Source organism: Nonomuraea sp. NPDC051941 (assembly GCF_044593615.1).
The window spans coordinates 153,312-176,989 of the sequence record NZ_JBIUCF010000027.1; the positions used below are offsets into that span (position 1 = coordinate 153,312).

Consider the following 23,678-nt stretch of genomic DNA (forward strand, 5'->3'; position numbering starts at 1 on the left):
CAAGGTCGATAAAGCGGAAAAACCATTCACCTCATCGATGGGGGTCGCCAATCCTGTGGCATCGATTCGGAAACCCGTCCGGCCGCGACGGCCAGCCCCCTGCGGCCGGGCAGGACGAGGTTGCCGTCGGTGACCAGCATGAACCGCTCCAGATCCGGCACGATCACGTGCACGGCGGTGATCCCGCAGGGGAGGACGCGCACCATGCGGTGGTAGGCCGGGTGGCCCCGCGCGGCCAGCATCGCGGCCACCTTCCGCAGCTGGGCGCCGGGAGTCCCGGCCGCCGCGGCGGCCTGCGGATAGGGGGCCACCTGCGCCTCTCGCAGGGCGTCGGTGAGGTCGAACCGTCCGCACGCGTGCAGCGCGGGGTGCGCCGCCAGCCCGGCCAGATCGCCGCGTACGGCTCCGGAGTGCGGCAGACCCTCGCCGAGCGTGGCCTGGACGAGCTCCGTGAGCGCCCGCCAGGCGGCGTACGCCGGGTCCAGCGAGGTGCCGCCGCCGCGCCGGTGCGGACGGCGGTCGGCCGGAGCCGTGTACGCCAGCATCGTCGGCACGCCGAGGTCGCTGGTGATGTCCAGCAGGTGCACCGGTGACCCGGTCAGCTCCTCCGCCGTCGCGTAGGCCCGCGCGAGGCCGGGCGGAAGCGTCCCCGGGTCGATCAGCCTGAGCCGGAAGCCGTCCCCGCCCAGGAAGGCGCGTACGAGGAGCAGCGACAGGGCGTCCCGCTCCACGGCCTCGTTGAGGGCGTGCAGCAGCGCCTCGGCGGCGGTGATGCCGACGGCCGAGCCGCTGTTGCAGCTGTAGCGCATCAGGTCGGCGTAGTCGCAGTCGTCACCGGCCAGCTCGCGCAGCGGCGCGGCGCCGGTCTCGGCGTACCAGGGGGCCGACAGGAACAGCGGCACCAGCGCGTCGACGCGCCTGTGGGGGAGGGGTGGCCCGTCGAGGAGGCGATAGCGCAGGCAGGCCATCCGCCGGCCGGGCGTCCCGGTCAGCAGCAGCGCGCAGGCGTCCCCCCGCAGCGGGCCCGTGGCGAGGGCGGCGGGCGCGACGGGCCGCACGGCGGCGGGGTCGAACCCGGCCGGGCCGGTGAGGTAGTGCTCGACGGCCTCGAACAGAGCGCCCACGCGGGCCTCGTCCGGGCGTCCTTTGCCCATCCCGCACGCGACCGGCGAGGGGTCCCCAGCGCCGCCGAGCAGGCGGCACCACCAGGCGGTCGGGTCGCGGCCGTCGCCCGCGTCCACGAGCTCCGCCCGCAGGCCGAGCGCGGTCAGTGCCGCGGACGCCCGCCTCCCGGCCTCGTCCAGCGGCACCGCTCGTTCCGCCGCGCAGAACGGCCGCCCCGCCCGTCGCGGGGATTTCGGAAATCGACGCGGCCTACCTTCTGCCATCGCCGGTCGTGGCGGACAGCAGCTCGCCCAGCCGGTCGAGTTCGGCCTGGGTCAGGTGCTGGGTCGCGCGATCCAGCGACTCGGTCACGATATAGTCCACGACATTTCCCATGAGCCTCCCCCTTCCTTTCTGCCTTAATTGTAGCGCCGCCTCTGCAAAAGCCTAGAAAGGCTATTTGCGGACTTATTTACATTTTCTGGGGGATGGCCGCAGCCGGGGTGGGTACCCGCCCCTGTCATCAGGAGTCCCAAGATCGTCACTCTGGGTGAGATGGCGGCCGTTACGGTCACGAACCGTGTGCTGACAAAGAGTCAACCCGCCATTCGTGATGTTTCTTCGCATCTGTACCTTGAAGTACATCTGGCCCATCGGCATAGTGGACGCACCACAGGCGTGCCAGTCGTGGCGGACATTCTCGGGGTAGTGCCGGTTCGCGACTGCCCGGCGGCGCATCATCCGGTGCGCGGAATTGGACATGATGGATGAGTTCGCCCCCGCCGATCCGTACCAAGCTGCTCAGGATTCTCCTGCTTCCGCTGGTCTCGATGGTCGCCCTGTGGGGGTTCATCGCCTACTCCAGCGTTGAGGAGATCGTCACCGTCTCCCAGGCGCAGGACCGCTGGGAGGGCATCGGGTCGCCGGTGCTGCAGCTGATCGTCGAGTTACAGCGGGAGCGCCAGCTCTCGGCGGAGGCGGTTCGCGGCACCGGCTCGTACGAGCCGCTGGCCGAGCAGCGCCGGATCACCGACGGCAAGGCCAAGCGCCTGCGCGAGGTGATCAGCGCCCTCGACGTCGGGGCGGCGGACGGGGAGACCCCGGCCCAGGTGCAGGCGCTGCTGCAGGCGCTCGACGGGCTGCAGTCGCTGCGCGATTCGGCCGACGGCGGCGTGCTGGCCCCGCCGCTGACCATCATCGAGGCGTACAACAACCTGATCAGCGTCGCCAACGGGCAGTTCAGCGACCGCGACGCGCTCAGCGACGTCTCGTCCTACCAGGCGGTGCGCGGCATGGCGGCCTACAGCGCCGCGGCCGAGTATCTGGGCCGTGAGCACGCCGTCCTCACCACCACGATCGTGCACCACAAGATGACCCCCAGGGACCGGGCGTCGTTCGTCTCCGCGATGACCAGCCGCCGGCTCGTCTTCGCCAACGCCGAGCGCGACGTCGGCCCCGAACTGCGGGCGAACTACGACCGGCTGATCGCCAGCGCGTCGTTCAAGCGGCTGGTGGACGCGGAGGACCTGCTGTTCGGCTGGGACACCAGCGGCGGCGCGCCGCCCGTGGACCCCACCGTGTGGAAGCGGGACGCCGACGCCATCTTCGGCGCGATCAGCCGCGACACGCAGACGGAGCTGGCCCGCACCGCGGAGGAGGCGCAGTCCCAGAAGTCCGGCGCGTACTGGCGGATCGGCCTGGTCCTGCTCCTGGGGCTGTTCGCGGTGGTGGCGTCGGTGGCGCTGTCGTACCGGTTCGGCCGCTCGCTGATCACCGAGCTCAGCCGGCTGCAGGAGTCGGCCGTGGAGCTGGCCGAGCGGCGGCTGCCCCGGCTGGTCGAGCGGCTGCGCCGCGGCGACGACGTGGACCCGGCCACCGAGGCGCCCGGCCTCGACCGCGCCGACACCGCCGAGGTCGACCGGGTAGTGCACGCCTTCTCCGCCGTACGCCGTACGGCGGTCGAGGCGGCGGTGGGCCAGGCGACCCTGCGCAAGGGCGTCGGCCTGGTCTTCCTCAACCTGGCCCGGCGCAACCAGGCGCTGCTCCACCGCCAGCTCACGCTGCTCGACACCATGGAACGCCGGGTCGAGGAGCCGGAGGTCCTGGAGGACCTGTTCAAGCTCGACCACCTGACCACCCGCATGCGGCGGCACGCCGAGAACCTGATCATCCTGTCCGACTCCGCCCCCGCGCGGCGCTGGCGCGACCCGGTGCCGCTGTTCGACGTCGTACGCGCGGCGGGGCTGGAGGTCGAGGACTACACCCGCGTCACCGTCGTACCGATGCCGAACGCCCCGCTGCTGGTCGGCCCCGCCGTCACCGACGTGATCCACCTGGTCGCCGAGCTGGTGGAGAACGCCACCGTCTTCTCCCCGCCCGACACGACCGTGCACATCCGCAGCATGACCGCGGCCAACGGCTTCGCGCTGGAGGTGGAGGACCGGGGTCTGGGGCTGAACCACTCCACCCTCGACGAGCTCAACTCCCGGCTGGCCGACCCGCCGGAGTTCGACCTGGCCGACAGCGACCGGCTCGGCCTGTTCGTGGTGTCCAGGCTCGCGGGCCGGCACGGGATCAAGGTCTCGCTGCGCCGCTCGCCGTACGACGGGACCACCGCGATCGTGCTGCTGCCGGCCTCCCTGCTCGTCAACCTCCAGCCCCCGGTCCTCGTCGCGCCCGCCACGGACCGCGTCGCCGCGCACATAGCCAGGCCCATGCGCGCGCTCGGCACCGGGCCCGCCGAGCCCCGGTCCCGCGGGGTGGCCGCCGCCCCTGAGCCCTTCCCGCCCCTCGGGCCGGACGCGCCCGCCCGCGCCCCGGAGCGCGGGACCTGGTTCGAGGCCGGGCCCGCGCCGACCCCGATCATCCAGGCCGGGCCAGTGAGTGGGCCTGTGAACGGCTCCGCGAACGGGCTCACGGGCTCGTCCTCCAACGGGCTCACGGACGGACTCGCGAATGGACTCGCGGGCGGACCTGCGGACGGGCTCGTGGACGGGCTCCCGGAGGAACCGGACAGCGGGCCCGCCACTGGACCGATCCGGATTCCGACGCCGGTCCCCGGCCCCGCCACCCCGCCCGGCCCGCCCGCCGACTGGAGCGTCACCGTGCCGGCCGAGGACGCGGACGAAGACCTCGACGGGCTGCCGATGCGGGTACCGCAGGCCAGCCTCGCTCCCCAGCTCCGTTCCGCCAGACGCGCGGACCGGCGCAGCACCTCGGCGCGCTCGCCGGAGGAGCTCGCACAACTCATGTCGTCCATGCAACGCGGCTGGCAGCAAGGCCGTCGCCAGGCGGAGCAGGGACCGGACGTGTGGAACCGAAAGGACGACCATCCCGATGCCCGACCCCAGAAGTGAACTGAGCTGGCTGCTGGACGACCTCACCCAGCGCGTCCCCGGCATCCGGCACGCCATCGTGCTGTCCGCCGACGGGCTGGCCATGGGCGGCTCCCGGGGCTTGACCCGGGAGGACGCCGAGCACCTGTCCGCCATCTCCGCCGGCAGCCACAGCCTGGCCATGGGCGCCGGGCGCCACTTCGGCCTGGGCGGCGTACGGCAGACGATCATCGAGATGGAGGACGGCTTCCTGTTCGTCACCGCGGCCGGCCAGGGCGCCCGGCTGGCCGTGCTCGCCACGGGCGACGCCGAGCTGGGCATGGTCACGTACGAGATGGCGCTCATGGTCAAGCGGGTCGGCGAGCACCTCTCCGCGCAGCCGAGGGGAGCGGCACCGGCACCCGCCTGGAACGGCGCGAGACAGTGACCGGGGAGGATCCCGGGCCGCTGCTCCGGCTCTTCGGGCTGACCGGGGGCCGGGCGCGCCCGCAGGGCGAGGCGTTCGATCTGGTGGCCATCGTCACGACGGTCGCCGGCACCTACGAGCCCACGGAGCTGCTCCCGGAGCATCGCGCCGTGCTGTCGCTGTGCCAGAGGCCCACGCCGGTGGCCGACGTCGCGGCGCACCTCAGGCTGCCGCTCAACATCACCCGGGTGATCCTGAGCGATGTGCGGCGAGAGGGCCTTGTCACCATCGAACGCCCGCGCCCCGCGGCGCAGACGATCGACGAACGCATCTACAGGGAAGTGCTGCATGGACTACGCAGCCTCTGAGCCGGGGACGACCGCCGTCGCCTCGGCCTTGGCCATCAAGATCCTCATCGCGGGCGGCTTCGGCGTCGGCAAGACCACCTTGGTCGGCACCATCAGCGAGATCCGGCCGTTGCACACCGAGGAACTGCTGAGCGAGCGGGGCATCGGGGTGGACGACACCTCGGGCGTGGAGTCCAAGACCACCACCACGGTCGCGCTCGACTTCGGCCGCATCACCATCCGCGACGGGCTGTGGCTGTACCTGTTCGGCACTCCCGGGCAGGACCGCTTCTGGTTCATGTGGGACGAACTGGCCCTCGGCGCGCTCGGCGCCGTCGTGCTCGCCGACACGCGCCGCCTGGGCGACTGCTTCCCCGCGGTGGACTACTTCGAGCAGCGCGGCGTCCCGTTCGTGGTCGGCGTGAACTGCTTCGAGGGGGCCCGCCGCCACGACCCGGCCAAGGTGCGGCGGGCGCTCGCGCTGAACGAGCGCATCCCGATCGTGCTGTGCGACGTCCGCGACCGCGCGTCGGTCAAGGAGGTGCTCACCACCTTGGTGAAGTACGCGGTGGAAGGCGGATGAGCCGGGTTCAGGGGGCCGGCGTGAGTGGCGGGACGGCGTTGCGCGCCCGTTCGAGGGCCTGATCGGGCCACCACTGGCCGGAGGCCGGGGTGACGACGCCGTACACCGGGTCGGCCGGTCCCGGGGTGCCCCGGGTGCACTGGCCATTGGAGAATCCCGGGCTGTTGAGCCAGAGGAACGCGTCGGCCAGCGGCTTCCCGGTGCCGGCGGACGGCCGGGCGCCCGCGCCTCTTCCGGGGGGATTGCACCATTCGTCCGGAACTGGGAATCGCCCGGCGGGCGGTTGCCACTCGCCGGCCCCGTTCCGGCTCGTGTCGACGACGAAGTGCGGCAGGCCGGGCGCGTCGTCCGGCACGGCGGCCAGGGCCGCGTCGGCGCACGAGGCGCTCCGCGACGCCGCCCTCAGGTAGACGCACCTGGACAGCTTCGCCGCGTATGTGAGCGATCGCGCCGTCGGCCGGTAGCCGACGGCGTTGACGTAGAAGCCGTCGGCGCGCACCGCCCCCGCGTTGACCAGCCGGTCGGCGATCTGCGGGAACGCGGGCCAGCCCGCCAGCCCGCCGTCGAGGTAGACGGCGGTGCGGGCCAGGCCGGTCAGGGTCTCCACGGCGTAGGACAGATCGGCGTACCGCTGGACGGCGGCGGACTCCCCGCCCTGCGGGCACTCGGGGCTGCCGGGCATGCGCGCCAGGCCGCTGGGCTCCAGGGCGACGACCGCGGGCCGGTTCCCGATGCCCTCGGCCACCGCGTCGATCCACGCCCGGTAGCCCGCGGTGTCGGGGGCGCCGCCGTTCCAGCAGTCACGTCCCGGGATGTTGTTGGTGACGAACACCGGGACGGTCCGCCGGCGTTCGGCCTGGGCGACCGCCTCGCGTGCGGTGCGGGAGACGTCGGCGGGGGAGCCGCCGGCGAGCCAGATCGCCTGGGGGACCTGCGACAGCGCCCGCATGAGGGCGGCGTCGGCCGTCCTGCCCTGCGCCGACCAGGTCCGGGACTGCCGGGCCGCGTCGGTGTCCGGCTGCACGTAGAACCGCACGCCGTCCGCGCGCAGCGGGTTCTCGCCGGGGAGCTCCCGCCACAGCGTGCCCGCCTCTTTCGCGACGGCGGGGTTCACCGCCGGGTTCACCGCCGGGGTCACGGCGGGCAGGCCGGGGAACAGGCTGGGGAGCAGGTACGCGCCCGCCGTCGCCACGGCGAGCGCGGCCACCGTGCCGCCGGTCCACGCCCAGCGCCTGGACGTTCCCCGTCCCCGGTGCGCCGGGGCGGCGTGGCTCCGGTCCGGCGTGGTGCGGCCCTTCTCCGCGGCGGCGTGACCTTGCTCGGGGACGGCGTGGCTCCGGCCCGAGGCGGTGGCGGCCGGGCTCGGCACCCTGGGTTCGTACGGGAACCGGCCGCTCGCCCGGCGTCGTGGAGGGGGTCCGACCGGGACGAGGTCGGGTGAGAGGCGGATCGTCGCGCCCCCGCCGAGCGCGTCCACGAGTTCGGCGGCCGTCGGGCGGGCCGCCGGGTCCTTGCTCAGCGCCCGCGCCACCAGCCGGCCGACCACGCCGCCCAGCTCGGGGAGCACGGGCTCCTCGTGGACCACGCGGTAGAGCACGTCGTGACCCGCCCCCGAGCCGAACGGCGGCCGCCCGCTCGCGGCGAAGGCCATGACACCGCCCCAGGCGAAGACGTCGGAGGCCGGCGACGCCAGCCCGCGCACCTGCTCGGGCGACATGTACGCCGGCGTGCCCATCCTGGTGACGGAGAGGGTCGTGGAGTCGGAGACGAAGGCGAGGCCGAAATCGATGACCTTCGGGCCCATGGGGGACAGCAGCACGTTCGACGGCTTGAGGTCACGGTGGACGACGCCGGCCGCGTGGATGGCCCACAGCGCCACCGCCGTGCTCATGGCCAGACCTTCGAGCTCCGAGCCCGACATCGGGCCCCGCTCGACGACCGCGCGGAACAGCGTCGGTCCCGGAACGTACTCGGTGACGACGTACGCCGTCTCGCCGTCCAGGTCGGCCGTGAGCACGGGAGCCGTCGAGAAGGGCGCGACCCGCTGCATGGTCGCGACCTCGCGGCGGAAGCGCCGCCGGAACTCCGGGTCGCCGGCGAGGTGCCGATGGATGACCTTGATCGCCACGAGCCGCCGCGAACGGCTCTTCGCGAGGTAGACGACGCCCATCCCGCCGGAGCCGAGCCGGCGCACGATGCGGTGGCCGCCGATCCGCCGCGGGTCGTCGCCGGTCCGCCCGTCCACCGTCTCGCCGTGTTTGGTGCCGTTCGCCATCGCCCGCCCATCCCGACCCGACAGTCGACAGGAGGTACGGCCGGGGCGGCACCGGGGTTCAGCTGAACGCGAGCAGGACCTTGCTCGACCGCCGGGCGTCGGCCGCCTCCTCGAACGCCGCCACCGCCGCGCCGAGCCCGAAGACGGACGTGACAATGGGCGCGAACCGCCCGGCGTCCTCGCCCATGATCGACAACGCGGCCGGCATCTCGTGGTAGAAGCGGCTCGACCCCATCAGGGTCAGCTCGCGGGTGACCGCGAGGTGCAGCGGCGCGGTGACCCCGCCCGGGGGCAGGTGCCCCACGTTGACGAGGGTTCCGCCGGGGCGCAGCGCCTCCAGGGCGGAGACGAGCCCGGCCTGGGAGCCGGAGGACTCGATCGCGACGTCGGCGGCGGGGATCGGCTCGCCGAGGTCCGCGCGGACGACGTGGGTCGCGCCCACCTGGAGCGCCAGCCGGAGGGGTTCGCCGAACACGTCGGTCGCCGTGACCGTGGCCGCCCCCGCGCAGGCGGCCAGGGCGGCGGAGAGCAGGCCGATGGGTCCCGCGCCGATCACCAGCACGTCGCGGCCCTCGACGCCGGAGCCCGGCCGGCGCAGGCCGTGGAGCGCCACCGAGGCGGGCTCGGCCAGCGCCGCCGTCCGCAGGTCGAGCCCGTCGGGGATCGGCACGAGGCGGCTCGCGGGCACGACGAGGCGCTCGGCGAACCCGCCGTCCGTGTGCGGCAACCGGGCGGCGCTGCCGAGATAGCGCAGCTCCGCGCAGAGGTTCTGCTCGTCGCGCAGGCAGTGGCCGCAGCGGCCGCACACCTGGGCGGGGTGCACGGCGACGCGGCCGCCCGCCGGCGGTCCCGAGCCGTCGGCGGCGGGCTCGGCGACGACCCCGACCACCTCGTGCCCCAGGACCATGGGGGAGCGCAGGACGGACTCGCCCACTCGCCCGCTCCTGTAGTAGTGCAGGTCGGAGCCGCAGATGCCGCCGTAGACGACCGTGACGACGGCTTCGTGCGGCCGCGGCGCCGGGGTGGTCCGGGTCTCGACCGTCAGGTGCCCGGGGCCGGTGACGACGAGGGCCTTCGCGTCCATTCAGATCACCGCCGTCATTCCGCCGTCGACGTAGATGACCTGGCCGTTGACGAAGTCGGACGCCGGTGAGGCGAGCCAGATCGCGGGGCCGACGATGTCCTCGACGCGGCCCCAGCGCCCCGCGGGCGTGCGCCGCGTGATCCAGCGGCTGAAGTCGGGGTCGGCGACCAGGGACGCGTTCAGGTCGGTGTCGATGTAGCCGGGGGCCAGGCCGTTGACCTGGATGCCGGCGGACGCCCATTCGGCGCACATCGCCCGGGTGAGCCCGCCGAGCCCGCTCTTCGCGGCCGCGTAGGGAGCGGTGGTGGCGCGCACCAGGTGGTTCTGGACCGAGCAGATGTTGATGATCTTCCCGCTGCCCCGGGGGAGCATGTGGCGCGCGAAGGCGCGGCCGACGAGGAAGCCGCTGGTGAGGTTGACGTCGACCACGCGTTTCCAGTCGTCGACCGGGATCTCGGTCAGGGGGCCGCGGATCTGCACGCCGGCGTTGTTGACGAGGATGTCCGGGCAGCCGTACGCGGTGACGACGGCCTCGCAGGCCTGCTCGACCTGCGCCGGGTCGCTGACGTCGAACGCGTGGACCTGCACGTCGCCGGGCGGACGGCCGGGCGCGAGCTCCTCGCGCAGGGCCGCGGCCGCCGCCTCGAGGCGCGCCGGGTCGCGGCCGTTCAGCACGACGCGCGCCCCCGACAGCGCGTAGCCGCGCGCGATGGCATGCCCGATGCCGCGACCCGAGCCGGTGACCAGGGCGAGCCTGCCTGTCAGGTCGAACGCCGGAACTCCTGGAGCGGTCTGGAGGGGCACGTCAGCTCTCCCTTGCAGGTGCGGATCCGAGAACCTCGACGCGTGACGCGCGGACGAGCGACGCGGCCGCGACCTCCGCCGCCGCCGGGTCCATGGCCGCGATGGCCTCGACGACCTGCTCGTGCCGGTCCAGCGAGGCGGCGGTGTCGGCGGTGAAGAACTGGCGGCGGTCGGAGTAGCGGGCGTGCAGGGTGGCGATGAGGGTCTGCACGAGCTGGCTCAGGACCGCGTTGTCCGCGCCCCGCAGGACCGTGCGGTGGAAGCCGGTGTCGGCCGACACGAACGCGGAGCGGCTGCGGCTTTCGTAGGCGTCCCGCATGTCCCGGAGGTGCTCGCGGAGCGTGTCCACGAGGGCCTGCCGGGCGCCCAGCGCCGCGATCCTGGCGGCGGCGGGCTCCAGGGCCTCCCGCAGCGTCAGCAGCTCGCCGAGCTGGGTGTCGGCGTCGGGGCCGTCCGCCCGCCAGGCGATGACCTGCGGGTTGAGCAGCGCCCAGCTCTCCTGGGGCTGGACGGTGGTGCCGACCTTGTGGCGCGGGCGGACCATGCCGAGCACCTCCAGCGAGCGCAGCGCCTCGCGCACGACCGTCCGGGACACCTCGTACTCGGACTCGACGCGCTCGGGGGAGACGATGCCGCCCACGGGGAAGTCACCGTGGGCGATCCGGCGTCCGAGCGCGTGAACGAGCTGCGCGTGCAGGCCACCCGGCCGGGCGCTTTCGACCATCGGAGCCCCCTGTAAGTATGATTAAACACACTATATAACGGCTTTGGTGGGGATCCCCGCCGCAGGCGCTGCAGGGCAACGTGCGGATCGACGCGCTGGACTACGCGGTCTCGGCTTGCAGGCCAGCACGGGGACCGGCCGGGCGAAGTTCGCCGCCGTGTCGGTCACGGCCCGGGGCCGCCGGAGCTGAACAGCGGATTCGTTACGAGAAATACTCGCAAATATCAGAACTATGTGTATGGGTATTGGTTTTCTCTGCCTTGGCCACATAAAAGCGTAACCGCAGGTCTATGGGCCACTTCAGTGCGATTCATAACCCCCCTACGCTGTCCCCGTTCCACTTACGGCGAGGGGGATCACGTGCTCGGAATCGACACCTGCCTGGCGGAGGTCATGTCCATACCGGGGGCGCTGGACGCCATGCTGCTCGACCACACCAGCGGCATGGCGGTGGCCTTCAGCAGTGCCTCGGGCGTGGACGCCGACCGGTCGGCCGCCGCGTTGACCGAGGCGCTGCGGGCCACGACCGACGGCCTCGCCCGCGCGTGCCCGGGCGAGGTCGTCCGCATCGACGACATGCTCGTCACGACGGACAAGGGGCACCATCTGCTCAGGCCGCTGGAGACGGTCTTCGAGGGGCCGCTGGTCATCTACGTACGCCTTGACCTGGAACGATCCAACCTGGCCCTGGCGCGCCACCGCCTGCGGTCGGTCTCCAGCCAGCTGACGACGTGAGTCATGACCAGGCTCGACGCACTCCTGGCCGGGCTGGCGCACGAGCGTTCGACGGGCGCGCTCCGGCTCGGGAGGAACGGCACGATCTTCCTCCACGACGGGCGAGTGACGTACATGGAGTGCGCCCAGACCCCGGGCGTCGAGCGCCTGCTCACGGCCCGGGGCCGGATGACGGAGGCGGCGCTGCGCGGGCTCCAGGCGGACGGCGGCTGCGCGCGGCTCCTGGAGGAGGGGCCGCTCACGCCCGGCGAGCTGCAGTTCGCGGTGCTGGGCGCGGTTCTCGACGCGGCCTTCTTCCTGCTGCCGATCAGCGGGACGCGGCCCAAGTTCCGGCCGGGGGAGCGGCACTGGCTGGGCGGGCAGTGGTTCTTCGAGGTGGCGGGGCTGGTGCGGGAGTGCGCGCGGCGGCGGGCGCACCTCGCCGACGTCTGGCCGTCCGCGGAGGTGGACACGCTGCCGGTACGGCCGGTGCCGTGGTTGCCCGGCCACGGGGTGACGCTGACCCGGGTCCAGTGGGAGGTGATCGTCGGCGCCGACCACAAGGCCACGCCGCTGGAGCTGGCCAAGCAGCTCGGGCGATCGGGCTACGCGGTGCTGCTGGCGGTCAGGAGGCTGGCGGCCGCGGGCCTGCTCACCCCACCCGACCCGGGCCGGGCCGCTCCCGCCGACAAGCGGCCCAGGCATGCCGAGCCCGCCGGGCCCGCCGAGCCCGCCGGGACCGCCGGGGCCACCGAGCCCGATGAGGTCGCCGACGGTGGTGAAGCGCCTGGAGCCTGGCTGCCGAAGCGAGCGCGGCACCCCTACGAGCGGCCGCCCCACGATCCCGGGGCGGTGGCCCAGCCGCTCGGCCCGCCCGTGACGGGAGACCCGACCGATCTGGCGCTGCTGATGCGGCTCAAGAAGGCGCTCGAGGAGCTGGCGTGAGGTTCCCCGTACTCAGGAGGAGGCCACCGGTGGAGCTGCGGAAAGAGGTTCTGGAGGAAATGACGCTCCTGCGCGAGCGCACACCGGACGTGAGCGGAAGCGTCGCCTGCACCGTGGACGGCATACAGATCGCCTGCGACCTCGAAGGAGACCGCGGCGAGCAGACCGCGGCGCTGTCGGCGGCGCTGCTCGCGATGAGCAGGCGGATGCTGACCATGACCGGCCACGGCGCTCTTGAGGAAACGCTCATCTCGGGCACCGCCGGCTTCGTGGCCTTCTACGCCGCCGGCCCCACCATCGTCCTCACAGTCCTGGCCAAGCCCGGCGCGAACGTCGGGCTGCTGCGGCTGGAGGGCAGGAAGACGGCCGCCGGAGTGGCCGCCGTCGCAGCACGTAAGCACTGAACCGTCCCCTGGCAGAAAGGGAGAGAACAATGGCCAGCATGGACGTCTCGCTCAAGGAGATGATGACGATCGACGGCGCCATCGGTGCGGCGATCGTCGATCACGGGAGCGGCATGGCGCTGGGCACCCTCGGCGGCTCCAAGGACCTGGACCTGCAGGTCGCCGCCGCGGGCAACACGGAGGTGGTCAAGGCCAAGCTCCGCACGATGGACTCGCTCGGTCTCAAGGACAGCATCGAGGACATCCTCATCACGCTCGGCGGCCAGTACCACATCATCCGGCCGATCACGGGGCGCGGGGGGAAGGGGCTGTTCCTCTACCTGGCGCTCGACCGTGGGCGCGCCAACCTGGCCATGTCCCGGCACCAGCTCCGGGGCATCGAGGAGAAACTGGAGGTCTGACCCCGGCCCTCGGGTGGCCCGCCCCCGCTCAACCGCGGGCCACCCACCCTTCCTCTCCACCGCGCCGCCCCACCGCGCCGCGGCCGGTGAGGGGGAGGTCGGTCGTACGGACCGAGACGAGGGTGGCGGCGGCGGTCGCGAGCCGCAGCCGGATGCCGTATTGAAACGGGTTGCAGTTCGTCTTTAGGCTGAGTGCATGATCCTGGACCGCTTCCAGATCGGCGGCGTCGCGGCCGTGGTCACCGGCGCGGGTCGGGGCATCGGCGCGGCCACCGCCGTCGCCCTCGCCCAGGCCGGCGCCGACGTCGCGATCTGCGCCCGCACAGAGGACCAGCTCCACGCCATCGCCGAGCAGGTGAAACAGGCGGGGAGACGGGTCCTGGTCGTCCCCGCCGACCTGACGCTCCCGGGCGCCGCGGAGGAGCTCGCGGAGCGGGCCGCGGCCGCGTTCGGCCGCCTGGACGTGGTCGTCAACAACGTGGGCGGTGCGATGCCCCGCGCCTTCCTCGACACGAAACGGAAGCATCTCGAGAACGCGTTCCAGTTCAACGTCGGCGTGGCGCACGAGCTGACCAGGGCCGCCGTCCCGCACCTGCTGAAGGCGGGCGGCGGCGCGGTCGTGAACGTCTCCTCCGCCGTGGGCCGCGTGGCGGGCCGCGGCTACCTGGCCTACGGCACCGCCAAGGCGGCCCTGGCGCACTACACCCGGCTGGCCGCGCTCGACCTGGCCCCCGCCGTCCGGGTCAACGCGGTCGCCGTCGGCGCGGTCGCCACCTCCGCGCTCGACATCGTCATGAACGACGAAGGGCTGCGCGCCCAGATGGAGCAGGCCACGCCGCTGCGGCGGATCGGCGAACCGGAGGACGTGGCGGCCGCCGTGCTCTACCTGGTCTCCCCGGCCGCCCGGTACGTGACGGGCAAGGTGCTCGAAGTGGACGGCGGGATCGACCGGCCCAACCTCGACCTGGGGCTGCCCGACCTGTCATGACTTGGTGAGGACATAGGCGCGGCCGGGGTCGATCGCGACGGTCACGTTCGTGCCCTCGGCCAGCAGGCCCTGCGGATCCGGCCCCGGCACGGTCACCAGCAGGGTGCCCGAGGCGGTCTCCACCTCGTAGTCCACGCTGTGCCCGTGGAAGGCGGCCCGCAGCACCGAGCCGGTCCCGCCCTCGGCGGCCGGGCGGAGCGACAGCGTCTCCGGCCGGACCATGAGGTAGGCGGCGGCGTTCACCTGCACGTCGGGGTGGGCCGCCACCGTCATGGTCCGCCCCAGGGCCGTGACGACCGCGCCGCCCGCGGCCATCCGCTCGGGCACGACCTCGACGAAGTTGGCCCGGCCGATGAAGTCCGCCACGAACACGGTCGCCGGCCGGAAGTAGATGTCGGCGGGGGTGGCCGCCTGCTCGATCCGGCCCCTGTTCATCACCACGACGCGGTCCGACATGGTCATCGCCTCGTCCTGGTCGTGGGTGACGTACAGGCTGGTGATGCCGAGCCGGCGCTGGATGCGGCGGATCTCGGCGCGCATGGCGCCGCGCAGCTTGGCGTCCAGGTTCGACAGCGGCTCGTCGAACAGCAGCACCTCGGGCTGTACGACGAGCGCGCGGGCCAGGGCGACGCGCTGCTGCTGGCCGCCGGACAGCTCGTGCGGGGCACGGTTCTCCAGGCCGACGAGGTTCATGCTGGTGAGGGCGATCTGGAGGGCGGTGTCGGTCTCGTCCTTGGCCCGGTGCTGGGTACGCAGGCCGTAGGCGATGTTCTCGCCCACGGTGAGGTGCGGGAACAGGGCGTAGCTCTGGAACACCATGGCCATCGGGCGGCGCTGCGGCGGCAGCCCGTCGATGACCTCGCCGTCCAGCCGCACGTGCCCGCTCGACGCCTCCTCCAGCCCGGCCACGATGCGCAGCGTCGTGGTCTTGCCGCAGCCGGAGGGCCCGAGCAGCGTGATGAACTCGCCGGGCGCCACGTCGAGCGTGATCGTGTCGACCGCGACGACGGGGGCGCCGGCGCGGCCCAGGAACGCCTTGGTCAGTTTGTCCAGGTGGAGGCGCCCCCTGCGAGTCTCGTCCGTCATCGTTCCTGCCTTCCGGGGGAGCGGTGGAGTGTCGCGGAGCGCCCGACGAGCAGCCGGATGACCCCGAAGCCGGCCAGCACGATCGCGGTCAGCACCGTGCAGTAGGCGAACGCGACCCCGTAGCGGCCGGTGTTGGCGGCGCTGAGGATCTGCGAGGTGATGATGTGCGTGCCCGGGGTGACGAGCAGGATGATCGTCGAGACGGAGGTCATGCAGCGCGCGAAGCCGTAGCTGAGCCCGGTGAGCAGCGCCGGGCGGATCAGCGGCAGCGTGACCTTGCGGAAGGTCCGCAGCGGGCCGGCGCCGAGGTTCCTCGACGCCTCCTCCAGGCTCGGGTGCAGCTGCGAAAGCGCCGCCGTGCCCGTACGCAGCCCGGCCGGGACGGAACGGACGACGTACGCCAGCACGATCGCCAGCGCCCCGCCCGCCACCGCGCTGCCGCCCACCAAGCCGGGCAGGACCAGCAGGTCGCCGGCGTACCGGGCGGGCCGGTAGGCCAGCACGTAGCCGATGCCGAGCACCGTACCCGGCACGGCCACGCCGAGCGTCCCGGCGAAGTCCAGCCAGCCGCCCGTCCGCGCCAGCTGCCGCACCGCGAGCCAGGCGATGAGCAGCCCGAACCCTCCGGCGACCGGGGTGGCGATCGCCGCCAGCAGGGTCGTGTCCTTCAGCGCCTCCTGGCCCACGCCGAGCAGCACCTCGCGCAGGTGCGTAAACGTGAGCGCGTTGTCCACGCCGAACACCCGCGTGACCCCGCCGGCCACCATGGTGCCGTAGAGGCTGACGATGACCAGCGCGACCAGCACCGCCAGGGCGAGGACGGGCCAGCGCACCCAGCTCGTGACCGGGTGCACGCTGCCGGACGGCCTGCCGGTGATCGTGGTGCGGACCTTGCGGCCCAGCCAGTACCGCTGCGCCACGAACACGCCCACGGACGGCACCAGCAGGATCAGGCTGTAGACGGCCGCGCCCGTGGTGTCGTACTCGCCGGTCACGGCCAGGTAGGCACGGCTGGCCAGCACCGTGTAGTCGCCGCTCACGACGAGCGGGTTGGCCAGGTCCGCGACGGCCTCCACGAACAGCAGCAGGAACGGCGCCGCCAGCCCCGGCGCGAGCAGCGGCAGAATGACGGTCCTGAAGACGCGCCACCGGGACGCGCCCATGGTCATCGCGGCCTCCTCCATGGCCGGATCGAGGCCGCGCATCATGCCGAGCAGCCCCAGGTAGGCGACGGGGAACAGCGACAGCGACTGGACGAACACCAGCCCGTCCAGCCCGTAGACGTCGTACTCGACGCCCAGCAGGTCGTGCGTCACCATCCCGCGCCGGCCGAACAGCACGATCGTGGCCGTGGCCACCGCGAACGGCGGGCTCACCACCGGCATCAGCGCGACGAGGTGCAGCACCCGCTTGCCCGGCACGTCCAGCCGGGTCTGCACGAAGGCGAACAGGAAGCCGATCGCCGTGCCGCACAGGCCGACCAGCACGCCGAGGACGAGCGTGTTCCAGAGGATCCGCAGGTCGACCGGCGAGGTGAAGAACCGGGCATAGCGCGGCCACGCCTCGGCCGACAGCGCCGAGGCGAGCACCGTGCCGAGCGGGAAGACGCTGCCGACGAGGACGAGGACGACGCAGGCGGCGATCGCCAGCGCGACGCTGGTCTCGCGGTGCCGCCTGCGCCGCGCCCGCGGGTGCGGGGAGTCGGTGAGTGTGCTCATCTGGGGGCCTTCGCGATCTCGGCGTCGAAGCGCCGGGTCAGGTCGAGCTTGCGGGCGCCCGCGGCGGTGCTGTCGTAGTCGATGAGCTTCAGCGCGGCCAGGTCGGCGGTCTTGTCCGACCGCTTCGCGGCCGGGTTGGTCGGCGCCTGGTACGAGTGGACGGTCGGCCCGACCTCCTGCGCCCCCGGCGTCAGCGCCCAGTCGATGTACTTCTTCGCGCCGGCCACGTTGTGCGCCCCCTTGAGCAGCGCCACGCCGCCCACCTCGTAGCCCGTCCCCTCGGCCGGGAACGTGACCTGCAGGTCGGTGAAGCCCTGCTCCCGCGTGGCCACGCAGTCGTGGGAGAACACGACGCCCACGCCGACCTCGCCCCTGGCGGCCTGCTGCGCGGGCGCCGCGCCGGACTTGCTGTACTGCAGCACGTTCGGGTGCAGCCGCCTCATGTACGCCAGCGCCCCGTCGTCGGCGCCCCCGTGCAGCTCCACCTGCGTCCACAGCGCCGTGTACGCGGTGCCGGACGTGGAGGGGTGCGCGATGCCGACGTTCTGCCTGAGCGCCGGGTCCAGCAGGTCCTCCCACGACGTGGGCGCCTGCACGTGCTTCTCGGCGAGGACCGCGGTGTTGTCGCAGAAGCCGAGCACGCCCACGTACACGCCGGTCCAGGTGCCGTCGGGGTCCTTGTACCGGTCGGGGATGGCGGCCGCGTTCGGCGAGACGTAGTCCTGCAGGAGGCCGTCGTCGGCCGCCGCGGCGTACCCGTCGGCCGGGCCGCCGTGCCAGACGTCGAACTCCGGATCGGCCCGCCCCGCCTTGATCCGGGCGAGGGCCTCACCGCTGGACAGGCGGACGAACTCCGCCGGGATCCCCGTCTCGGAGGTGAAGACGGAGGTCATCGCCGCGCACCACTCCTCGGTGGCGCCGCACGCGACCACCACCTTCCCGGCGTCGGCGCTCGCCGCTCCGGGGGCGCGCGTGCACCCGCAGCAGGCGAGCACGAGGGCGGCGCCGATCGACAGGACCGGACGTGAGCGGGCAAGAGGTGAAGCCATCGTCGACCTCCTGGAGCGGCTGAAGGGTTGCCATGCCGCAAAGCTAGGCCGCGGGGCGGGCCCCGCCGGTGACAGCGCGGTGAGCGTTGGTGACGGCGCCGTCACCTACCGATCGGGCTGGTCGGGCATCATGTAGCCGGCGCCGCGCACCGTCTGCACGTACGAGGCGGCGTCGAGCGCCTCCAGCGCCGACCGCAGCCGGTAGACGGTGGATTTGACCACGTCCCGGCCGCCGGTCAGGTTGGTGGTGCCCCACACCTCCCGCAGCAGGTCCTGCCACGACTGCGGGGTGCCCCGCCGCGCGGCGAGATGGGCGAGCAGCCTGCACTCGGTGTCCGTCAGGGTCAGCCGCCGCCCGCCGATCGTGACGGTGTGCCGGGCGGCGTCGATGACCAGGTCGCCGACCCGCAGCAGCGCGGGGCCGGTGTAGCGGCGCAGCACGGCCCGCGCCCGCAGGACGAGCTCCCTCGGGTGGAACGGCTTGGTCACGTAGTCGTCCGCGCCCCGCTCCAGCCCGGCGATGACCTCCTCGGGCCGGGAGAGCGCGGTGACCAGCACGATCGCGACATTGGGGAACTTGGCCTTGATCAGCTCACAGAGGGAGAGCCCGTCGAGCGCCGGCATGAGCACGTCGAGCACGACCAGGTCCACGTGGTGGGTACGGAGCAGGTGCATGGCGGTCGCGCCCTCGTGCGCCTCGATCACGTGGAAGCCCTGCGTCGTGAGCGCGAAGGCGATGATCGCGGTCATCTGGGGTTCGTCGTCGACGACGAGTGCGGTGGACATGGAGGCTCTCCCTAGCCCGGCAGCGTGAACAGGAAGGTGGTGCCGTGCATCGACGTGGTGTCCACCATGATGGATCCGCCGTGCAGCTCGATGATCGTCTTGGTGATGACCAGGCCGAGCCCGGTGCCGTCGGCCAGCGGGCGGCCGGTCACGAACCGCTGGAACAGGCGCCGCCGCTGCTCCCTGGTCATTCCCGCGCCGTCGTCCGTGACGTACACCGCGATCCCCGTGTCGATGACGGCCACCCGCACGTCGATGCCGCCGCCCACGGTGGTGAACCGGCCGGCGTTGGACAGCAGGTTGGTCAGGGCCTGCACGATCAGCATGGGGTCGGCCTGGATAGGCGGCGTGACCTGCGGGGTGTCGAGAGTGATGTGCTGCTTGCGCTCGGCGCACAGGGCGCGCATGGCGATGACCACGTCGCGCGCCACGACCGAGACGTCCACCTGCTCCAGCCGCGGCGTGAACAGCCCCGCCTCGATCTTGGCCTGGGTGAGCAGGCTCTCGCACAACGCGATGACCTGCGCGCACTGCTGGTCCACGATGGTGATGAAGCGCTGCTGATCCGAGGTCAGCGGCCCGGGGCTGCCCTCTCCCAGCAGGTCCGCCGCTCCCTTGATCATGCTGAGCGGCGTACGCAGCTCGTGGCTGAGCGCCGTCACCTGCTCGGCCCGCCGCTCGACCAGCTCGCCCAGCCTGGCCAGCTCGGCCTGCTGGGCCACGGCCGCCCGCCGCATGGCGGCCACCGCCAGCCCGGCGCCGCCGAGCAGCCCGGCGAGCGCCGCCGGCGCCGGCCACGTCCCGGTCAGCACCGCCGCCACCGCGCCCGCGACCCCGATCACGCCGGTCAGCAGGGGCAATCGCGGCGACCTGGCGATGCCGGACAACTCCTTCCATCCCATCCACGCCTCCCTCGCCGAAACGTGCGGCATCGTGAAAAGGATGACGTACCGGTACGCCATGGCGGAAGCGGTGATCCGACGGGGTGTCAGGAATGCCCCGCCGGGCCTGACACACTGGGAGATATGGGACCAAAAACTGGCAGTGAGCTGGGGAACTTCCTGCGGGCCCACCGCGCGCGGGTGACCCCCGCCGAGGCCGGTCTCACGGCCGGTCCCGGCCTGCGGCGCACGCCCGGGCTGCGCCGGGAGGAGTTGGCCACCCTGGCCGGGGTCAGCATCGACTACTACACGCGCCTGGAGCGCGGCAAGGAGACCCGGCCCAGCCCGTCCGTGGTCGACGCGCTCGCCCGTGCCCTCCTGCTGGACGAGCGCGAGCACGAGCACCTGCGGGACCTCGCCGCGTGCGCCGCCCGCCCCGCGCCCGAACCGTCGTCCCCGCCCAGCAGGTCGGTGCAGTCCGGGATCAAGCTGCTGCTGGAGAGCCTGCGGCCCAACCCCGCGCACGTGGTCAGCCGCACCATGGACGTGCTCGCCTGCAACCCGAGCGGGATGCGGCTGTTCGCCGGGATGGAGAAGTGGCCGGTCGCGCAGCGCAACGTGGTCCGCTACGTCTTCCTCCACCCCGACGCCCCGGAGCTGTTCGACGACTGGGACGAGCAGATCCGGGCCTGCGTCGGCCGCCTGCGCGCGCTGGCCGGCACCGAGCCGGACGCCCCCGACCTGGCCGAACTGGTGGACGAACTGCTGTCCAAGAGCCCGGAGTTCGCCCGCCTGTGGGAGCGTTACGACGTGCGGGCGCACACCCAGGGCCGTAAGACCTTCCACCACCCGGACGTCGGCGATCTCACCCTCGGCTACCAGTCCATGCAGCTGGAGGGCACCCCCGGCCACCGCCTGGTCGCCTACTACGCCGAGCCCGGCACGCCCGGGTACGACGCGATGGTCCTGCTGGACCTGGCCGCCTCCGAGCACGCCTCGAAGCCCGCCGCGGACCACCGCCACCCGTGACCCACGGATTATGAGAACCGAGCCTCGAGCCGGGTCGTGACCCGGCGGAGCTTCCTGGGCACGCCCGCCGGGTACGGCTCGCGGGTGTGCAGCAGGGTCTGGTTGTCGGCGATCACGACGTCGCCGGCCTGCCAGCGGTGGGCGTACATGTGCCGGGGGTCGTAGAGCGCCCGGCGGATCCCCTCGATGATCCGCGCGGCGTCGTGGCCCGCCGGCGGGCGCGGCAGCGTGGTGGTGGTCGGGTTGATGATGACGACGTCCTCGGGAACGGGCTCGGAGAACCTCAGGGTCGGATGGCCGAGACGCGGATGGGGCACGACGAGCGGCACCTCGCGCGTCACCACCTCGCCGCCGGCGGTGGGCCGTTCGTAGCGGAACGTCAGGCCCTCCCACAACGCCCGCGTCCCCGGGTCGGCGCCGGCCAGGACCAGCGTCGTGTCGCAGAACAGCGTCGCCCCGCCCACGGCCGGGTCGGTGGCCCGCAGGCACTGGAAGATCTGCAGGTCGGGCGCGCTCCCGGCGTTCATGTAGAGGCCGTCCCAGTGGATCGGCATGAACCCCGTCTCGAAGAGGTGATCCTCCGGCTCGGCGTGCGCCTCCACGTAGAACGTCCGGCTGCCGTTCCACGCCACCGGCTCGCCCAGCCCACCGGCGAACTCCTCGAACTCCTCGTCGGTCGCGGCCCCCGTGAAGCCCCGCAGGACGACCAGGTGATGCTCGGCGACCAGGTCCAGGAGCCGCTCCGGCGGCAGCTCGGCGAGCCGGGCGTCCCCGCCGCCCAGCAGTCGCGCGCCGAACGGCTCCTGCCGCCGGACGTCGATGGTCGGATCGGACGGGGGTGAGACGGACATCGACGCGCCTGCCTTCGGTGGTCTCCGGTAGTACGTTCGCCGGATCAATACCCCCGCACGCAGCAGCTCATTTACGGAGAGTGATATAGCGTTACGTTCGGCAATCTTTCGTGGTCGGTGAGGAGTGCGATGAGTTCCGCGCCCGAGGTCGTCCCGCCGTCGGCCGTGGTGGTCTTCTCCGGCGGGCTGGACTCCACGGTGCTGGCCGCCCACTACCGCTCGACCCACCGCCTGCTGCTGATCTCCTTCGACTACGGCCAGCGCAACGGCCCGCGGGAGCTGGCGGCCGCCCGGGAGGTGGCGGCCCACCTGGAGGCCGAGCACCACACGATCACGATCACCGGTCTCGGCCCCCTGCTGACCGGCTGCTCGCTCACCGACCGGGCCCAGGACGTGCCGACCCTCGTGCCCACCGGCGCCGCCCTGCGCTCCATCACCATCCCCAACCGCAACGCCTTCATCGCCGACATGGCCGTGGCCGTCGCGATGGCCCGCCGCTCCGACGTGGTGGCGCTCGGCATCCACCGCACCCCGGAGGGCCATCCGATGCCCGACGGCAGGCCCGACTTCTTCGACGCCTACCGCGAGACGATCCGCCTCGGCGGCCGCGGGTTCCGCCTTCCCCGTGTCGAGACGCCCTTCCTCGGCATGCTCAAGGAGGACGTCGTCGCCTACGGCCTGCGCCTGGACGCGCCGATGGGCAGGAGCTGGACCTGCTACCTCGACGGCCCGGTCCACTGCGGCGTGTGCCTGGCGTGCGTGTCACGCAGGGACGCCTTCTCGCTGAGCGGAGTGCCCGACCCGACCGTCTACGAAGGCGAGGCCAGTGATGACGCATCAGATCTGCGTACGGCATAACTTCGAGACCGCGCACCGGCTCCCGCACCTGGCGGGCAAGTGCGTGAACCTGCACGGCCACTCCTGGTGGGCCGCGGTCACCGTGCGGGCGGCCTGCTTGAGTGATGAGCAGACCGTGGTGGAGTTCGGCGCGTTCAAGAAGGCCCTGCGGGCTTTCGTCGACGAGCACCTCGACCATGGCGCCATGCTGGGGATCGACGACCCGCTGGCCTCGCTCCTGGTGGCTCACGGCAGCAAGGTCTACCTGTTCGGCGAGCACCCGTACGCCAGGGATCTGCCGTATCCCACGGTCGAGGCGGTGGCGGTGATGCTCGGCAGGGCCGCGCAGAGCCTGCTGGCCGGCCTGCCGCACGCCGCGGGCGCCGCCGTGGCCAGGGTGAAGGTGACCGAGACGCACGTCAACGCCGCGGAGTTCCGGCCGCGGGCCGGCGCGAGGCCCGCCACCCGGCCGCCGGCCGCCGACACGGTTCGCCGCCGTCTTCGTCCGGGCGGCCACGGCTGAGCCCGGCGTGGGCTCACGGGCGCCGTCCTTTCAGTCAGGTCCACCGCGACCCGCACATCCCTCTCCGTGGCACGGCGCCGGGTGTGTGGGCCTGCGCGCTTGGGCGAAGGTCGCCGGGCTCGGCTCGGTCGTCGCGGTCAGGGGTCGGGGACGGACTGCGCCCGCGTCCCGTGGTGGGGCGTGCGGTGGGTTCCCGGCGCCGGGTCCGGCCTGGTCATCGTGGGTCGGAGCCGGGTGGCGGCTTGCGGCCGAGGGGCGCCTCCCGTAGGTCGGGGCGGCGGGGCCGGGGGATGGCCGCGTGGGTGAAGTCGTGGTGTTGAAGTTGACGACGACTAGGAGGGTGTGCGATCCTAAGGCGGGAGAGAGGTTGACATCAACATTAAATGTTGCCATCCATGTCCCTCTCGGTTTATGCTGCCATTCCGCGCTGCCTTTCGACGCCTCATGTCCCGGTGACTGCCGGGCGCTCGGCATGCGCGCATTCAGTCCCGCCGTCAGCTCCCGGAAGGACATCTGTTGGCAGCCTCGCGCAACGCCTCCGCCGTACCCGCTGGTCCCCGTCGCGTGTCTTTCGCGCGCATCCAGGAGCCCCTCGAAGTTCCTGACCTTCTCGCTCTGCAGACCGAGTCGTTCGACTGGCTGCTCGGAAACGAGAGGTGGAAGGCCCGGGTAGAGGCGGCTCGCCAGGCCGGGCGCAAGGACGTCCCGGCTCAGTCGGGCCTCGAAGAGATCTTCGAAGAGATCAGTCCGATCGAGGACTTCTCGGGGACCATGTCCTTGTCGTTCCGCGACCACCGATTCGAG

The 23,678-nt window shown here is 72.6% G+C and carries 24 protein-coding genes; 13 read left to right on the forward strand and 11 right to left on the reverse strand.

Features of this window, described 5'->3' with window-relative positions; genetic code table 11:
- Positions 1 to 26: 26 nt before the first annotated feature.
- Positions 27 to 1,310 carry a YcaO-like family protein gene (locus ACIHFD_RS37985; protein WP_397371098.1) on the reverse strand — a complete coding sequence of 428 codons (1,284 nt, stop codon included), beginning with the start codon at positions 1,308 to 1,310 and terminating at the stop codon, positions 27 to 29.
- Positions 1,311 to 1,871: 561 nt separating this feature from the next.
- Here ACIHFD_RS37985 and ACIHFD_RS37990 point away from each other — a divergent pair.
- The 4 genes from ACIHFD_RS37990 to ACIHFD_RS38005 are packed head-to-tail and all read left to right on the forward strand — an operon-like array spanning position 1,872 to position 5,775.
- Positions 1,872 to 4,460 (forward strand): nitrate- and nitrite sensing domain-containing protein, encoded by a 2,589-nt coding sequence (locus tag ACIHFD_RS37990; RefSeq protein WP_397371099.1) that lies wholly within the window; start codon positions 1,872 to 1,874, stop codon positions 4,458 to 4,460.
- Positions 4,441 to 4,866, forward strand: a complete 426-nt coding sequence (locus ACIHFD_RS37995; RefSeq protein ID WP_364257225.1) for a roadblock/LC7 domain-containing protein — start codon at positions 4,441 to 4,443, stop codon at positions 4,864 to 4,866. The genes ACIHFD_RS37990 and ACIHFD_RS37995 overlap by 20 nt, the downstream gene beginning before the upstream one ends.
- Positions 4,863 to 5,213 (forward strand): DUF742 domain-containing protein, encoded by a 351-nt coding sequence (locus tag ACIHFD_RS38000; protein ID WP_363982148.1) that lies wholly within the window; start codon positions 4,863 to 4,865, stop codon positions 5,211 to 5,213. Before ACIHFD_RS37995 ends, ACIHFD_RS38000 begins: the two co-directional genes overlap by 4 nt.
- Complete coding sequence (locus ACIHFD_RS38005; protein ID WP_350740995.1) at positions 5,194 to 5,775, forward strand: ATP/GTP-binding protein; 582 nt, start codon at positions 5,194 to 5,196, stop codon at positions 5,773 to 5,775. Before ACIHFD_RS38000 ends, ACIHFD_RS38005 begins: the two co-directional genes overlap by 20 nt.
- A gap of 7 nt (positions 5,776 to 5,782) precedes the next feature.
- On the opposite strand, the gene ACIHFD_RS38010 is transcribed toward ACIHFD_RS38005, so the two are convergent.
- The 4 genes from ACIHFD_RS38010 to ACIHFD_RS38025 are packed head-to-tail and all read right to left on the reverse strand — an operon-like array spanning position 5,783 to position 10,662.
- Positions 5,783 to 8,050 carry a glycoside hydrolase family 6 protein gene (locus ACIHFD_RS38010; protein WP_397371100.1) on the reverse strand — a complete coding sequence of 756 codons (2,268 nt, stop codon included), beginning with the start codon at positions 8,048 to 8,050 and terminating at the stop codon, positions 5,783 to 5,785.
- 58 nt (positions 8,051 to 8,108) lie between these two features.
- On the reverse strand, positions 8,109 to 9,134 hold the full coding sequence (locus ACIHFD_RS38015) for an alcohol dehydrogenase catalytic domain-containing protein (RefSeq protein WP_397371101.1): 1,026 nt from the start codon (positions 9,132 to 9,134) through the stop codon (positions 8,109 to 8,111).
- Positions 9,135 to 9,938: an SDR family oxidoreductase gene (locus ACIHFD_RS38020; protein WP_397371102.1), complete on the reverse strand. Its 804-nt coding sequence runs from the start codon at positions 9,936 to 9,938 to the stop codon at positions 9,135 to 9,137.
- Position 9,939: 1 nt separating this feature from the next.
- Positions 9,940 to 10,662, reverse strand: a complete 723-nt coding sequence (locus ACIHFD_RS38025) for a FadR/GntR family transcriptional regulator (protein WP_397371104.1) — start codon at positions 10,660 to 10,662, stop codon at positions 9,940 to 9,942.
- A 360-nt stretch (positions 10,663 to 11,022) separates the two neighbouring features.
- Here ACIHFD_RS38025 and ACIHFD_RS38030 point away from each other — a divergent pair, with 360 nt between their 5' ends.
- From ACIHFD_RS38030 to ACIHFD_RS38050, 5 genes are all read left to right on the forward strand, one after another.
- A complete protein-coding gene (locus ACIHFD_RS38030; RefSeq protein ID WP_319719198.1) occupies positions 11,023 to 11,397 on the forward strand; it encodes a roadblock/LC7 domain-containing protein in 375 nt (124 codons plus the stop codon).
- A 3-nt stretch (positions 11,398 to 11,400) separates the two neighbouring features.
- A complete protein-coding gene (locus tag ACIHFD_RS38035; RefSeq protein ID WP_397371105.1) occupies positions 11,401 to 12,321 on the forward strand; it encodes a hypothetical protein in 921 nt (306 codons plus the stop codon).
- Between the two features lie 29 nt (positions 12,322 to 12,350).
- Positions 12,351 to 12,725 carry a roadblock/LC7 domain-containing protein gene (locus ACIHFD_RS38040; protein ID WP_397371106.1) on the forward strand — a complete coding sequence of 125 codons (375 nt, stop codon included), beginning with the start codon at positions 12,351 to 12,353 and terminating at the stop codon, positions 12,723 to 12,725.
- 29 nt (positions 12,726 to 12,754) lie between these two features.
- Entirely contained in the window at positions 12,755 to 13,126 is a 372-nt protein-coding gene (locus ACIHFD_RS38045) for a hypothetical protein (RefSeq protein ID WP_350741005.1), read from the forward strand.
- A gap of 196 nt (positions 13,127 to 13,322) precedes the next feature.
- Positions 13,323 to 14,114 carry an SDR family oxidoreductase gene (locus ACIHFD_RS38050; RefSeq protein ID WP_397371107.1) on the forward strand — a complete coding sequence of 264 codons (792 nt, stop codon included), beginning with the start codon at positions 13,323 to 13,325 and terminating at the stop codon, positions 14,112 to 14,114.
- Here ACIHFD_RS38050 and ACIHFD_RS38055 read toward each other — a convergent pair.
- The 5 genes from ACIHFD_RS38055 to ACIHFD_RS38075 form a co-directional block, all read right to left on the reverse strand.
- Positions 14,109 to 15,200, reverse strand: a complete 1,092-nt coding sequence (locus ACIHFD_RS38055; protein WP_397371108.1) for an ABC transporter ATP-binding protein — start codon at positions 15,198 to 15,200, stop codon at positions 14,109 to 14,111. The two genes, ACIHFD_RS38050 and ACIHFD_RS38055, sit on opposite strands and share 6 nt — an antisense overlap.
- A complete protein-coding gene (locus ACIHFD_RS38060) occupies positions 15,197 to 16,918 on the reverse strand; it encodes an ABC transporter permease (RefSeq protein WP_397371109.1) in 1,722 nt (573 codons plus the stop codon). Before ACIHFD_RS38060 ends, ACIHFD_RS38055 begins: the two co-directional genes overlap by 4 nt.
- Positions 16,915 to 17,967 (reverse strand): ABC transporter substrate-binding protein, encoded by a 1,053-nt coding sequence (locus tag ACIHFD_RS38065; protein ID WP_397371110.1) that lies wholly within the window; start codon positions 17,965 to 17,967, stop codon positions 16,915 to 16,917. Before ACIHFD_RS38065 ends, ACIHFD_RS38060 begins: the two co-directional genes overlap by 4 nt.
- A gap of 105 nt (positions 17,968 to 18,072) precedes the next feature.
- A complete protein-coding gene (locus ACIHFD_RS38070) occupies positions 18,073 to 18,753 on the reverse strand; it encodes a response regulator transcription factor (protein WP_397371111.1) in 681 nt (226 codons plus the stop codon).
- A gap of 11 nt (positions 18,754 to 18,764) precedes the next feature.
- Complete coding sequence (locus ACIHFD_RS38075; protein WP_397371112.1) at positions 18,765 to 19,655, reverse strand: sensor histidine kinase; 891 nt, start codon at positions 19,653 to 19,655, stop codon at positions 18,765 to 18,767.
- A gap of 123 nt (positions 19,656 to 19,778) precedes the next feature.
- On the opposite strand from ACIHFD_RS38075, the gene ACIHFD_RS38080 reads away from it, so the two are divergent.
- On the forward strand, positions 19,779 to 20,663 hold the full coding sequence (locus ACIHFD_RS38080; protein WP_397371113.1) for a helix-turn-helix transcriptional regulator: 885 nt from the start codon (positions 19,779 to 19,781) through the stop codon (positions 20,661 to 20,663).
- Positions 20,664 to 20,671: 8 nt separating this feature from the next.
- On the opposite strand, the gene ACIHFD_RS38085 is transcribed toward ACIHFD_RS38080, so the two are convergent.
- Positions 20,672 to 21,514 carry a TauD/TfdA dioxygenase family protein gene (locus ACIHFD_RS38085; protein WP_397371114.1) on the reverse strand — a complete coding sequence of 281 codons (843 nt, stop codon included), beginning with the start codon at positions 21,512 to 21,514 and terminating at the stop codon, positions 20,672 to 20,674.
- 117 nt (positions 21,515 to 21,631) lie between these two features.
- On the opposite strand from ACIHFD_RS38085, the gene ACIHFD_RS38090 reads away from it, so the two are divergent.
- The 3 genes from ACIHFD_RS38090 to ACIHFD_RS38100 all read left to right on the forward strand — a co-directional run.
- Positions 21,632 to 22,372, forward strand: coding sequence for a 7-cyano-7-deazaguanine synthase (locus ACIHFD_RS38090; RefSeq protein WP_397371115.1), 741 nt, complete (start codon positions 21,632 to 21,634; stop codon positions 22,370 to 22,372).
- The gene (locus ACIHFD_RS38095) at positions 22,344 to 22,874 is read left to right on the forward strand and encodes a 6-pyruvoyl trahydropterin synthase family protein (protein WP_397371116.1); all 531 of its coding nucleotides are present in this window, start codon (positions 22,344 to 22,346) and stop codon (positions 22,872 to 22,874) included. The genes ACIHFD_RS38090 and ACIHFD_RS38095 overlap by 29 nt, the downstream gene beginning before the upstream one ends.
- A 516-nt stretch (positions 22,875 to 23,390) precedes the next feature.
- Positions 23,391 to 23,678: hypothetical protein (locus tag ACIHFD_RS38100; protein WP_364855578.1), on the forward strand; the 288-nt coding region annotated here is incomplete at its 3' end.